The 13335-nt window shown below is 35.9% G+C and carries 15 protein-coding genes and 2 tRNA genes; 8 read left to right on the forward strand and 9 right to left on the reverse strand.

Features of this window, described 5'->3' with window-relative positions; genetic code table 11:
* Window positions 1-8 precede the first annotated feature (8 nt).
* From JO40_RS10265 to JO40_RS10290, 6 genes are all read left to right on the forward strand, one after another.
* On the forward strand, window positions 9-431 hold the full coding sequence (locus JO40_RS10265) for an ATP synthase subunit K (protein WP_002669353.1): 423 nt from the start codon (window positions 9-11) through the stop codon (window positions 429-431).
* A 169-nt stretch (window positions 432-600) separates the two neighbouring features.
* Window positions 601-882, forward strand: coding sequence for a 30S ribosomal protein S6 (rpsF, locus tag JO40_RS10270; protein ID WP_002669351.1), 282 nt, complete (start codon window positions 601-603; stop codon window positions 880-882).
* Window positions 883-894: 12 nt separating this feature from the next.
* Window positions 895-1401, forward strand: a complete 507-nt coding sequence (locus JO40_RS10275) for a single-stranded DNA-binding protein (RefSeq protein WP_044979259.1) — start codon at window positions 895-897, stop codon at window positions 1399-1401.
* 40 nt (window positions 1402-1441) lie between these two features.
* Complete coding sequence (gene rpsR, locus JO40_RS10280) at window positions 1442-1711, forward strand: 30S ribosomal protein S18 (protein ID WP_144242356.1); 270 nt, start codon at window positions 1442-1444, stop codon at window positions 1709-1711.
* A 129-nt stretch (window positions 1712-1840) separates the two neighbouring features.
* Window positions 1841-2449, forward strand: a complete 609-nt coding sequence (gene rplI / locus JO40_RS10285) for a 50S ribosomal protein L9 (RefSeq protein ID WP_044979261.1) — start codon at window positions 1841-1843, stop codon at window positions 2447-2449.
* A gap of 60 nt (window positions 2450-2509) precedes the next feature.
* On the forward strand, window positions 2510-2872 hold the full coding sequence (locus JO40_RS10290) for a hypothetical protein (RefSeq protein ID WP_044979799.1): 363 nt from the start codon (window positions 2510-2512) through the stop codon (window positions 2870-2872).
* 107 nt (window positions 2873-2979) lie between these two features.
* Here JO40_RS10290 and clpX read toward each other — a convergent pair whose 3' ends face one another.
* From clpX to JO40_RS10315, 5 genes are all read right to left on the reverse strand, one after another.
* Window positions 2980-4227, reverse strand: coding sequence for an ATP-dependent Clp protease ATP-binding subunit ClpX (clpX, locus tag JO40_RS10295; protein ID WP_044979262.1), 1248 nt, complete (start codon window positions 4225-4227; stop codon window positions 2980-2982).
* Complete coding sequence (clpP, locus tag JO40_RS10300) at window positions 4220-4813, reverse strand: ATP-dependent Clp endopeptidase proteolytic subunit ClpP (RefSeq protein WP_002669341.1); 594 nt, start codon at window positions 4811-4813, stop codon at window positions 4220-4222. The genes clpX and clpP overlap by 8 nt, the downstream gene beginning before the upstream one ends.
* A gap of 24 nt (window positions 4814-4837) precedes the next feature.
* Complete coding sequence (gene tig / locus JO40_RS10305; protein ID WP_044979800.1) at window positions 4838-6193, reverse strand: trigger factor; 1356 nt, start codon at window positions 6191-6193, stop codon at window positions 4838-4840.
* 83 nt (window positions 6194-6276) lie between these two features.
* Window positions 6277-6348: transfer RNA gene (locus JO40_RS10310), tRNA-Gly, on the reverse strand.
* Window positions 6349-6380: 32 nt separating this feature from the next.
* Window positions 6381-6460, reverse strand: a tRNA-Leu gene (locus JO40_RS10315).
* Window positions 6461-6689: 229 nt separating this feature from the next.
* On the opposite strand from JO40_RS10315, the gene JO40_RS10320 reads away from it, so the two are divergent.
* The gene (locus tag JO40_RS10320) at window positions 6690-7238 is read left to right on the forward strand and encodes a MarR family transcriptional regulator (protein WP_044979263.1); all 549 of its coding nucleotides are present in this window, start codon (window positions 6690-6692) and stop codon (window positions 7236-7238) included.
* Window positions 7239-7302: 64 nt separating this feature from the next.
* Here JO40_RS10320 and JO40_RS10325 read toward each other — a convergent pair whose 3' ends face one another.
* Together JO40_RS10325 and JO40_RS10330 are read right to left on the reverse strand one after the other, a co-directional pair.
* The gene (locus JO40_RS10325) at window positions 7303-8496 is read right to left on the reverse strand and encodes a cystalysin (protein WP_044979264.1); all 1194 of its coding nucleotides are present in this window, start codon (window positions 8494-8496) and stop codon (window positions 7303-7305) included.
* Between the two features lie 10 nt (window positions 8497-8506).
* Window positions 8507-9883, reverse strand: a complete 1377-nt coding sequence (locus JO40_RS10330) for an APC family permease (RefSeq protein ID WP_044979265.1) — start codon at window positions 9881-9883, stop codon at window positions 8507-8509.
* 216 nt (window positions 9884-10099) lie between these two features.
* Here JO40_RS10330 and JO40_RS10335 point away from each other — a divergent pair, with 216 nt between their 5' ends.
* Complete coding sequence (locus tag JO40_RS10335; protein ID WP_044979266.1) at window positions 10100-11182, forward strand: s-methyl-5-thioribose-1-phosphate isomerase; 1083 nt, start codon at window positions 10100-10102, stop codon at window positions 11180-11182.
* Here the strand turns inward: JO40_RS10335 and JO40_RS10340 are convergent.
* Both JO40_RS10340 and JO40_RS10345 read right to left on the reverse strand, forming a co-directional pair.
* Window positions 11172-12074 carry a hypothetical protein gene (locus JO40_RS10340; RefSeq protein WP_044979267.1) on the reverse strand — a complete coding sequence of 301 codons (903 nt, stop codon included), beginning with the start codon at window positions 12072-12074 and terminating at the stop codon, window positions 11172-11174. The genes JO40_RS10335 and JO40_RS10340 overlap by 11 nt on opposite strands.
* 196 nt (window positions 12075-12270) lie before the next feature.
* Window positions 12271-13311 carry an OmpL47-type beta-barrel domain-containing protein gene (locus JO40_RS10345; protein ID WP_044979268.1) on the reverse strand — a complete coding sequence of 347 codons (1041 nt, stop codon included), beginning with the start codon at window positions 13309-13311 and terminating at the stop codon, window positions 12271-12273.
* Between the last annotated feature and the right edge of the window lie 24 nt (window positions 13312-13335).

Below are 13335 nucleotides of genomic sequence, written 5' to 3' on the forward strand. Positions count from 1 at the left end.
GGAAGGATATGACTTTTGGTTTTTTTGGTGCTGCTGCTGCGTTGGGTATTTCAGCTATCGGTTCTGCAATCGGTCTTGCCATTGCAGGTCAGTCAACAATAGGTGCATGGAAACGATGTTATTTAAATAACAAGCCCGCTCCCTTTAGTTTGGTTGCTTTTGCAGGTGCTCCTCTTACGCAGACTCTCTACGGTTTCTTGCTTATGAATAGGATGCTCACCTCATCTCAGAGCGATTGGTTTTTATTGGGCTTAGGCCTTGTTTGCGGTGTTTCTATTGCAGCATCTGCTATTGCTCAAGGTAAGGCTTCAGCTTCAGGTTCAGATGCCATGGCTGAAACTGGAAAAGGCTTTGTACAGTACATTACCATAGTAGGTCTTTGCGAAACCGTTGCTCTTTTCGTAATGGTTTTCGGCATGATGAAGTGCTAAAGCTTGCACACTATGCCGGCATGATGAAATGCTAGGCTTAACCGGTTTTATGCACGGTTTTAGCCGGGCTAAAACCCTGGTATTGACTAAGATAGTATTTTTTGCTATTCTATAAAAACTCCGGCTCGCAGAAAATGCGGGCCTCAGAAATGTGTCCATAGGAGGGAACATGAGAAACTATGAACTTATGACGGTTTTTCCGGTTGAAGAAGATCTTTATAAACCGGGAATAGATGCTCTACATTCAATTCTGGCGGATTTCGGTGTTCAGATCAAGTCTGAAGAGCCTTTCGGCGATCGGGATTTAGCTTATGAAATCAAAAAGAAGACAAAGGGACGTTATGTGCTTTTCAACATCGAAGCAGATCCTGCAAAGATGATTGAATTGGACAAGCGTTTTAAGCTGATTACTCAGATGTTGACATATCTTTTTGTTCGTTTAGAGGACTAAAAAGGAGACTTTATGGCAGATATAAATCATGTAGTATTGGTTGGCCGCTTGACTCGAGATGCTGAGCTTAAATATACGTCTTCCGGTATTGCGGTTTGTAATTTTGCCGTAGCGGTCAATAGAAGACGGAAAACAGGCGATGACTGGAGCGAAGAAGCAAGTTTTTTTGACGTGGTTCTTTGGGGCCGGCAGGGTGAAGCCCTAAATCAGTATCTTGTAAAAGGTAAACAAGTTGCTATTGACGGTGAACTTAGACAAAACCGTTGGGAGCAAGACGGGCAAACCAGAAGCAAGGTGGAAATTGTAGCTAACAATATTCAGCTTGTCGGAGGCTCGGCAGGTCAGAGCGGACAATCGCAGTCCGCACCTCAGCGCCAGGGATCATATCAGGGCAGCGGAAATAATCCGTATAATGATGGAAGTCAGAGGCCTTCTGCTTATCAAAAAAGACAAGAACCTTCCTATGACGATTATCAGCCGGATATGGGAAATTCAGATTTGGATAATATTCCATTTTAAGGAGATTTAAATGTCGGATGAAACAATGAATGATGTAGACATGGAAGTTAACATGCAGGATAATATTCGCGAAGGCGAAGACAAAAGAAAAGGCAGGGCTTTTTACCGAAAAAAAGTTTGCCGTTTTTGTACGCAAAAGTTAAAGATCGATTATAAAGAACCGGATGCCTTACGCCGCTTTATAACCGAGAGAGGTAAGATTCTTCCCAGAAGGATTACCGGAACTTGTGCAAAACACCAGCGAAAACTTGCCGTTGAAATTAAGCGTGCAAGAGCTGTTGCCTTGCTTCCTTTTGTTATGAACGAATAGAATTTTAATGTAAGCAGCTGTCTAAAACTTTATTGCTTTAGAGCGATTGCTTACATTAAAAATTAGCCTATGTTAAAAAGCCCTTTCCGACTCCCGGAATTGGGCGGATATTTTTTTAGGAGCTTGTATATGAAAGTAATTTTAAATGAAGATGTTAAATATCTTGGAGAAGAAGGAGATATTAAAAACGTAGCTAAGGGCTATGCCAGAAACTATCTTTTCCCAAGAAACTTAGCTGTTCCTTGTAATGAGTTTACTCTGGCTCATTTTGAATCACGCAAAGAAGAAATTGAAGCTAAAAAGGCTGCAAAACGCCAAGATGCAACAGGGCTTAAAGAAAAACTTGAAGCTCTTTCAATTAAGGTTATTATGCCTGCGGGGCCTAACGGAAAACTCTACGGTGCCGTTACAACCCAAACTCTTTTTGATGAGCTTCAAAAACTTGATTTCGATATTGAAAGAAAGCGCATCGAAATTCCGGGCCAAACCGTTAAGAGTACAGGTGTGCATAAGGCCCTTATAAAGCTTTATGAAAACACCTCGGCAGAGATATCTTTTACGGTAGAAGCTCAAATTGCCGAAGAAAAACCTGCTAAGGTTTCAGATCGAAAAGGGCGTAAGCCTCGCCGGGAAGAGGAAGTTTCAGCTGAGGATGATTCAACTGAAGTTTCCGGAGAACCCGCTGTATCCGATAGCCCTATTTCGGAAGAAGGCCAAGTTTCGGAATCGGAGAACTAACAGTTTATAAATATGCGGATAAATATCCGCATATTTTCTTTAAATTTCAAATTAAAACTTATGGATAGTAAAGATATAAAGCCTTATACCCAATATAAACGTTTTACTATTCGCTTTTTAGACCGCTCGATAAGATTTTTGAGTGCCTCTGTTTTTATTTTTATTCTTTTTTATGTTTTAAGCAGTTCTCAAGATTTTTTGGATTCCAGCTTGTTTTTGATTTTAAACGTATTAATGAATCTTTGTGTATTGCTTATAATTTTTACATTTGCATCAATTGTATTTAAAGCTTATTTTATAATCCGCTATAAAGAAACGAAATATATTTTAAAATTTATAATCGATATTTTTTTATGTTTTTTATCGATAATTTTAGCAGTTATTTTTTCATTTCTTGTGGTGGTTGCTCAAGGAAATGCATAAAAAAGGCTGCCTAAAGCCGCTTTAAAGCGCTAAAGCCGCTCTAAAAAGCTAAAGTTTTGCTCTCTGTGCTAAGCCAGCCCTTTTTATTGAATTAGGATTTTTAAAACTTATGCAGTTTTTCCGTCTAACAATCTTATTTTAGGTTTAAATGTAGTACTTCCGACCATTTTTTTATTTACAATAAGTTCCTTTTTACCCTTTAATGAAGGAGCTTCAAACATTGCATCCAGCATAAGCTTTTCTACAATTGAACGCAAGCCCCTGGCTCCCGTGTTTTGGTCTATCGCCTGCTGAGCTATAGCTGTAATTGCATCTTCTTCAAAGTGTAAGTCTACATTATCAAGCCTAAAGGTTGCCTGAAATTGTTTTATTATAGCATTTTTAGGTTCAATCAAGATACGGGTTAAATCTTCTTTTGTAAGCTCATTTAAGGCTACCTTTATAGGAATCCGTCCTATCAATTCCGGGATAAGACCGAACTTTACCAAATCATCGGGCGAAACCTGATCATACAACTCGGTAAGATTTTTTTCATTCAGTTTTTTTACTTCGGCACCAAAACCTATCGGTTTTGTAGAGATACGGGCTTCTACTATTTTATCCAATCCTACAAAGGCTCCGCCGCAAATGAAGAGTATATTTGTTGTATCTATTTTAAGCATATCCTGATTAGGATGCTTTCTGCCGCCCTGAGGAGGAACGGAAGCCGTAGTACCCTCAATTATTTTGAGTAAGGCCTGTTGTACTCCTTCACCTGATACGTCACGGGTAATTGAAACATTTTCGCTCTTTCTGGAAATTTTATCTATTTCATCAATAAAAATAATACCTCTTTCGGCTTCTTTTATATCCCCGTTTGCATTTTGAATAAGTTTAAGCAAGATATTTTCGACATCCTCTCCTACATATCCTGCTTCAGTTAAAGTCGTTGCATCGGCTATGGCAAAGGGAACCTCCATTTTTTGTGCAAGGGTTCTTGCTAAAAGAGTCTTACCCGATCCCGTAGGGCCTAATAAAAGAACATTTGATTTTTCTATAACTATATCATCTTTTAAAGGAGGATTCATTATTCGTTTATAATGATTATAAACGGCTACAGATAATACCCTCTTTGCTTGCTCTTGGCCGATTACATATTCATCAAGATACTCTTTTAGTTCTTGAGGCGTAGGGATAGGTCCGGATCTTTCTACAGGGCGTACCGTCCGATATGATTTTATGTAACTTTCACAAAGATCAACACATCTGTCGCAGATACATACCCCCGCAGGTCCCGGCACTATAAACCTGTCTTTACTTTCCGGCTTATTGCAAAACGAGCATATTAAAGCCCCGTCCATCCTATTTCTAGCCATCTTTTCTCCTATTCATAACGGTATCTATAATGCCATAGGCTAAGGCTTCCTCTGCCGACATAAAGAAGTCTCTTTCCATATCGGCTGCTACCTGTTTTTCCGTTTTGCCGGTATTTTCTGCAAAATATTTAATGGTAAGTTTTTTTAATCTTACTATTTCTTTGGCTTGGATATTGATATCTACGGCTTGGCCTTGAACTCCTCCCCATGGTTGATGAATCATAACACGGGATGAGGGCAGGGCATAGCGCTTATTTTTTGCGCCTCCCGCCAAAAGAACAGCTCCCATACTGGCGCATTGGCCCAAACAAATTGTTTGTACATCGGGACGAATATGCTGCATAGTATCGTAAATTGCAAGGCCGGCAGTTACGGAACCTCCGGGACTGTTTATATAGAGGCTGATATCCTTATCGGGATTTTGTGCCTCTAAAAATAAAAGCTGGGCTACAACCAAATCAGCCGACATATCGTTTATTTCTCCGTCTACAAAGATAATTCTATCCTTTAAAAGACGGGAGAAAATATCATAACTGCGTTCTCCGTTTCCGGTTTGTTCAATTACATAAGGTACAAGTGTACTCATTTTTTTTCCTTAAAACAGCAAGATTTAATCTTTTAAAAGTTCTTCAAAGGTAATTTTTTTACCTTTTTTGATTGTCGATTTTTCATAAAGAGCTTTAAAAAGTTTTTCTTCTTTTAGGCCTTCACTTAAATATTCTTTTTCACGGGGATTTGCATAATATTTTTTCAGCTCATCAACAGCGATATCCATTCTTTCAGATAAACGGGAATACTCGGCTTCAATCTCGTCATCGCTTACTTCAATATTTTTTTCTTTAAGAAGGGTTTCAATTAAAACTCTTTCTTTTAAGTTCTTTTCGGAATCCTCCCGCCAGCTTTCCATAAGAGCTGCTTTTGATTGCGGCCCCTTACCGAGCATTTTTTCAAGTTCTTCAGGAGTGGTTCTAAATTGATTAGCCATCATCATCCATCTGGATTCAAGTTCTGCTTTTATCATGGATTCGGGAAGATCTATCGTATGCTCCTTAACCATTTGTTCCATTAAAGCATTTTTTTGTAAAGATTCTATTTTTTCTTCCATGCTTATTTCAAACTTTTTCTTGATATCGGCCTTTAGTTCATCTAAGTTCTTATATTTTTCATTTATGTCTTGAGCAAAATCATCATCAATGGCCGGTAAATCTTTGTATTTAAGAGCGGTAAGAGTTACCTTTATTTTTTTTGTTTTTCCTGCAAGTTCTTTGTTTGAATCGTCTTCCGGGAATGTTTTAGTGATTTCTTTAGATTCACCTTTTTTCATGCCTATTATATCATCATCAATTTTATAGATATTTAGGCCAGAACCTATTGTAAACACAAAGTCTTGCCTTTCAGTACCGGATATGGTTTTCCCTTCATCATCAATTTCACAATAGTCAATTGTTGCAATATGATTTTTTTCGGCTAAAGCCCCTTCTTTGCAAGCTGTAACAAGGGCATTCCGCTCTTGAAGTCTTTCCAGTTCTTTTTTTATGTCGTCATCGGAAACGCTTGCTTCGGGCACTTCAATAGTAAAGCCTTCCGTCTTTTTAATTTCTACCTTGGGGAAGACATCATAGTGGACTGTAAAGGAAAAGTCTTCTTCAACTTTTAATTCCGGTTTTTCGTTAAGTTCGGGGTAGGAGTAGGGGAGAGGTCTTTCATATTCGTTTAAAGATTCAAAAATTTCTTTTAAAGAATCTTCGATTAGTTCTCCTGCAAGGTCACCTCTAATGGCATCACCGTATTTTGTTTCAAGTACGGATATGGGAACTTTTCCTTTTCTAAATCCCGGTATTTGAAGCTCTTTTGAATATTTGTTGAGCAATTTTTTATAGCTTTCTTGAACTTCAGTCTTTTTGATTTTTACTGAAAGTTCCGCATGTGATTTTTCTTTAAGAGTTACGTTTTTTTCGTAGTCCATTTTTCCTTCCTTAGAGTTGATTTTAAGACTGCCCTTTGTAAAGGGGTAAAAAAAAAGCGATCCGTTCACCGAATCGCTTTAGAAGCGGGAAACGAGGATTGAACTCGCGACATCCACCTTGGCAAGGTGGCGCTCTACCACTGAGCTATTCCCGCAATTCTACTCCACTTTTTGTTTTGTGGAATTGTGCGAGAGGAGGGACTTGAACCCTCACGCCGAAGCACTAGATCCTAAGTCTAGCGTGTCTGCCAATTCCACCACTCTCGCTTAACAGTGAGCGTGTGTATAATATACATAAACCCAAAAAATGTCAAGTATTGCAATGTTATGAGTAAGTCATCTAAAATGTCTTGCTCATGGGGAGGAGTATATTCTTTTTTTTATTTTTGTCAATAGTTTGAGCTAAAAATCTCAAAATAATTGACAATTCTTATAAAAATGGCTATCATCTAAAGGTGTGTCGCTAAATTTTAAGTAGACTGTTTGGGAGTTTTAAATGTTGAATGATATTTATAAAAATGAAATAATTAATGCATGGGTAGAAGACAATGAGCCTGTAGATTTGATTGAAAAAAGGTATAAAAATATAAGCAATATTGTTGATGGCATGTACGATTTTGTATTATCATTTTCTTATTATTATACTATAAGGAGAGATTATGGTACGGGTAAGAAATATACGATGATTGAAATGCATATTTTGACCGATATTTATGATAATGAAAATATAACGGTTTCAGCTTTGGCAAAAAAATGGAATAGAACATCAAGTGCAATTTCTCAAATTGTACATAGGCTTATAAAATGGGGCTTGGTTTATAAGAAGGTGAACGAAGCTGACGGCAAAGTCTTTTTTTTGCACACTACGGAAAAAGCAAAAGAAACGGTTTTAAAGCATAAAGCTTATGACAATAAAGACAATATAAAGACAAGGAAAAAACTTCTTGAAACTTTTACTGTTGACGAGATGGTAGCTTTTGATAAAATTTTGAAAGCTTATACCGACATCCTCGAAAAAAATAACCGAAAAAATGAATCTTTATAAAAGTCCTCCTCATATTTTATATATTAAATATGAGGAGGAATTTTACCGGCAGTAAATTTTATTTTTAATGCCGATTTTTAAGATCTTTTAAGGCCTTATTTAGTCTTTCTAAACTTTCTTGAATAACAGATGATGGAGCTGCCAAGTTGATTCTTTCAAATCCTATACCTCCGTCTCCGAAAATATAGCCTTCATCAAAAAATATTTGAGCTTTGTGAATCATAAATTCTTCCATAGCCTTATGATCCATTTTCAAAGCTCTAAAATCTATCCATTGTAAATAGGTGCCTTCAATAAGAGGAGCCTTTATTTCGGGGTGATTTACTTCAAAAAAATCTTTTACAATTCTTTGATTTTTGTCTATTACCTTTATGCAGTCATCCAGCCATTTTCCGCATTCTTTATAGCAAATTTCGCAAGCCTTATATCCGAGTGTAGTAAAGGGCATTCCGCTTGTAATATCCCGAGACTTTGTAAACCTTTCCCTGATATCCGGATTTTTAATTATTATATTGCTCATGCCCATTCCTGCAATATTAAATGTTTTAGACGGCGCAGTAAAAGTAATCGTTTTATCGGCAAGCTCTTCATCAATAGATTGGAACACTGTATGCTCATAACCGGGCATAATTAAGTCAAAGTGAATTTCATCTGACCATAGCATAAGATCGGATTTTAAAACTATGTCCTTTATTTTTTGAAGTTCATCTTTTTTCCAAACCCTGCCTACAGGATTGTGCGGAGAGCAAAAGAGCAAAGCCTTATTGTTTTTATCCTTGGATAATTTTTCTAGTTTTTCAAAATCGATTGTATAATATCCGTCTTTTTCCAATAATTCGCATTCTATGATTTTACGCTCTTGATTTTTTATAGCCATAAAGAAAGGATAATAAACGGGGGTGATGATAATGACTCCGTCTCCAGGTTTTGTAAATTCCCTAACGGCATTGTACACTGCAGGAACGACTCCGGCAGTATTTATTATCCAGTCTGTTTCAATATCCCATTGATGTCTATCCTTCATCCATTTTTTTACGGTTTTTTTATACTCTTCAGTAGGTCCTGTATATCCTAACACTGTTTCGTCAAGATATTTTTTTAAACCTTCAATAAGTTCTGGCGGATTTTTAAATTCCATGTCTGCTACCGAAAGAGGAACCACCTCATTTCCAACCTCAGGATTTTGTGAATACATTAAGTCCCACTTAAGTGAACCTAAGTTTTTTCTTGAAATTTTTGTTGTAAAATCGTAAATCATTTTTTTTCTCCTATTCTTCAGTTTCAGCAAGTAAGGCATCTTCGATAATTTGCCTTTTATTTGCTTCCAATTCTTCAATTTTTACATGTTTTGATTTTAAATTGTAAATTGATAAAATCGATATGATAACCATAATCCCTATCATCAAAAATTTTTCTTTTGTTGAAAGCATCATAAACAGATTATAGCATACTATAGCTGCACAAAGTGCCGAAAGAATACATATGATGTCCATAAGTATTCTGGGCATATGCAATACCGATTTTTTCCATTGCTCCGGATAATCCCGTATCACCTTAATACATTTTATATTTGTATATAGGTTTGTAAGCATTGCAGGTATCATTACCAGCGAAACAATAGCATCTAATTTTAAGCCAAGTAAAACCGGTAAAATTGACAATATGTAATAAATACCGTAAACAGCCCATGGATAACCGGTCTGAGTTGTTTGTGTAAAAAATTTTGGGAGCCAACCTGCTTGTGCTACTTTTAGTATTGGATATCGAACCATTATTATGCCGGTAATCATAGATGTTGCTATGGCAAAAACAGCCCCTCCCATTATAAAGAGAATAAAAATTGATCTTGGGAAAATCTCGGAAGCTACAAGTGAAAGATTTTGACCTGCAACCTCGCTTATGGGAAGCACTCCTGCCGATACATAGCCCATTAAGCCGTAAACAATGGCAATTGCTATTGTTACAAGGAATATACCATAGGGTATATTTTTTTTGGGCTTAATAGTTACTGCCGATACAGAAACCGGGCCCATTGTGGTTCCTTGACATGCCCATCCCATTATTGCAATACCGGCAATGATACCTTTAAACCCGCCTGTAAAAAAATTTGGATCTGTGAAATAGCCCGGTTTTACCTTAGGAACTCCAAATACAATATAAAAAATAATTGCTAGGATTAATACTAAGGTCATTATATTATTGATTGTAGAAACAAATTTTGAACCTCTTATAGTTGCTGCAAAAAACAAGGTAATAATTATTATCGCAATTAATTTTGTGTAAGGTAGAATTTGAGGAAAAACTATTCCTGCATAATTTACCATTGCAAGGCTATACATAGCAACAGAAAAACCATTAATAAATGTTATATACCCGTTTATACCTGTAAAAAAAGGATTAAACACTAGAGCTTTTTGACTATAATCACCTCCTTCAAACATAAACATTGATGATAAAAGAACATTGTAAAAGTATGCTAAAAGCATAAAAATACAACCTGCCATAATTGAAACTACAATGGATTTGCCTGTGGCTGCAATTCCTAAGCCTGTTAAAACAAATATCCCGGAACCTACGGCTCCGCCGAAACCAAGAGAGAAAATATTAAATAAATTTAAATTTCTCTTTTCTTTTTTTGCTTCCATAACTGCACTCCTTTCACTGATATTATAGTTAAGGTTATTTATTATTTATACCATTAACTATTAACTAAATTATAAGATATCTTTTTAAAAAACGCAAGTCTTATTTTAATTTTTTTTATTTTATACTGACAAAGTCCTAAAAAATGCTTATACTATTTAAACAAATTAGTGTAAAATTTATAAATAAAACGGGAAAAATCGGTAAAATACTTAAAAATGCGAGAAGATTATAACTTAGGCTTTATTTTGCAATATGAAAATGTTGCTTGGTTTGATGAAGAATGCGGAGAGGTACGTATTTTAGACAGGCGTATTTATCCGGCGAAAACGGAATTTTGCATATGTAAAACATATGTGGAAGTTGCAAAGGCCATTTCCGATATGGTAACCCAAAGCGGCGGGCCCTTTGCAGCGGCAGGTATGGGTATGGCCCTTGCTGCATATCAAGGCAAAAACCTTTCAAAGGTGGAGTATCTTAATTTTATGAAAGATGCGGCATATGCTTTATCCCATGTCCGTCCTACAACAAGCAAGGCAATGCAGCTTATTACCGGAGAATCCTTGAACCTCTTTGAAATTCTGATAAAAGATGGAACATCTTCAAGTGACATCATAAAGGCCTTAAAACAAAATGCCGTAGAACAAAACAATGTCAGGTATAAAAAAAATACGACTGCCGGCTCTTTTTTTGCTGATTTGGTTCCTGACGGCTCTTCAATTTTAACCCAATGTTTTGGAGAGACTACAGTCGGCGGATATTTACGAAAGTTTAATGAAACTAGAAAACGTATCAAGGTTTTTTGTGCCGAAACCCGTCCATATTTTCAAGGAGCCCGTTTGACAGCTTCTTTGGTTTATGATATGGGATTTGATACAACAGTCATTACCGACAATATGATAGCCCTTTTAATGAGCGAAAAAAAAATTAACTTTTGTGTTTCAGCTTCGGATGTTATAACCCTAGACGGTTCTATTATCAATAAGATAGGAACTCTTCAAATTGCTATAGCTGCAAATTACTTTGGTATTCCTTATTATGCAATAGGCTTTCCCGATAAAAACTATGCTTCTGCAAAAGAAGTAAAAATCGAATATAGGAATCCTGAAGAGGCTCTTTATGCTATGGGAAAAAGAACTGCAATTTTATCGGACGATTTTAGATACGATTGTAAATCTGAAAATAAGAGCGGTTCAATCTCGGGACTTTATCCTGCATTTGATATTACGCCTTTTTCATTATGTACAGGAATTATAACGGATAAAGGTTTTTTCAAACCCATTGTAAGCCCTATAGTTTAAATATAAAACTGATTGCAACGGACTCAAAAAACATGTCGATATTCTTTTTTGAGTTGATTATTTTTTGAGTAAAATGTGCTTCATCTTTGTAATTATAATAGATTGGCGCCGTTTTCCATACTGCTTGTAGTTTTATGCGTGTTTTTTCTGAGGCTTTAAAAAAAAGCTCATTTTTTAATTCAAATGTCCATAATTTTTCAGCTTTATTTTTTGCATAAGGCAAGGGTTTATATAAGTTTTTATAGGTTATAAGCTCTATTATTATTGTGTTTAAATAAAGAGGTATATTGTATTCAATGGAATAATATCCTTTATATATAGTTCCATTTCTATTTTCTCCTAAATCATTATTAAAAAACCAAAACGTTTCTGCCTTTGATGATAAAAGAGCCCTGTAATTTATAATATGCCCTGTTTTTAAGATTAAATTTGACCATTTACTTTTTATTTTTGAGCTTAGATCAAAATACAGTTCAAGCCCGCCTTGAAAACTAAAAAACAGCTTTGAAAAATACAAAGGCTTTATAACTTGTAAATCATTGATATTTTGATTTTCTGCAACACCGTAAAAATTTAAGCTAGGGTAGGCCCAGCCTGTTCCAAAAGCCGTATTTGCAATAAAATTTAAGCAGGGTACATAGGCTAATTTAAAATTGAAGGAACATAAAATATTTGCCGGTTTCAATGAGGCCTTAAACCCAAGTTCGGTATATTTTGAATCCATATTTGGTCTATAAAATTTTAAAAAGTGAGATATTGAAACATTAAAATTTAAGGGATAGTTTAACTCTGTTTCAATTTCCGTTTTTGTTTTGTTTAAATCGGTATTTCCAAAAATATATGAAAAGTTTATGAGAAGTAAAATTGTTAAACATATTTTTTTGAGCTTCATAATCTTAGCTTTAGTCTAAATTATTTAAAGCTGTCTGTCAATTGATTAAAAATATGCATGTGCAAAATAAAAAGCCGAAGTAGTAAAGTTTTTCACTTTGGAAAAGTTACTTACTTCGGCCGTTTTGTTTTACCGATAAGTATCTCTATTAGCCGGTTATATTGGAAGCCGATTAATAGGAGATGCCTCTATTTTTTTACTCGGCATCTGCTGAGGTTGTGGCTGGGAGAAGATTCCCCGACCTGTCGATTATGTCAACCTCCGAGTTAGGTGTAATCTGATCAACATAGAATGTGTACATAACAGGATCAGAAACATTGCCTACATTATCGATAGCCTTAACTTCAATTTTGTAAACTGCATTTTGTGTAAATTTGATAGGTTCTACATATTTAGTATAGTCTCCATCGTTTACTTTTACATAAATTGCATCAACACCTGAAAGTTCATCTTTTGCCGTAAATGAAACGGTTTCGCTTGTAGAAACAATAACTCTGCCTTCTTCATCGACGACATTTTCGCTGGGGAATATCATATATTCCTCATCTTTGTTGATAAGTCGGTTTGAATTTGCAAGGCTTACAACAGGAGCAGTCTTGTCAATAGTAACTGAAACTACCTTAATGGGGGAAAGGTTTCCTACATTGTCAATGGCTGTATAATAAAGATTTACAGGCCCTTCACTATCTAATGAAACATAGGTTTGTTCGGACTCTTTTCCGTTTCCGGAAAGTTTGAGAGAATTCAGATCAGTGCCCATGTAAGCTGCTGCTACACCTGATCCGCCTAATATGTCGGCTGCGGAAACATACCATTTTGTATTTGATGAGCAGTAAAGTACTACGCCGTCATTATACAACGGTTCTGTTGTTTTAATCATTGCATCAGGAGCTGTGTTATCTACAATTACGGAAAAAGTTTTGGGTAATTCCAAGTTTCCGCTATTGTCAAATCCTCTATATGAAATATCATATTTTCCTTCTTCAAGAAGCTGGAAAGGGTTTTTATATCTCATAAAGGCTGCTCCATTCAAAGCAAATTCTACAAAGTCAAGACCTGTTTCCTTGTCTTGTGATCTAAGCTTAAAAAATACGTCACTATTTACGTAATTTGTTCCTTCCTCTACATAGTGAATCGCAGGGCGTACATAATCGGTTCCTACAATAGAAGGAGCTTGAGCCCAAGCCGAAACAACTAAAAGTGAACATACAGCTACAAAAAAAATTTTTTTAATCATTAGTTACCTCCAAAATGATTTTTT

This window comes from Treponema putidum (assembly GCF_000755145.1).
Lineage (GTDB): Bacteria > Spirochaetota > Spirochaetia > Treponematales > Treponemataceae > Treponema_B > Treponema_B putidum.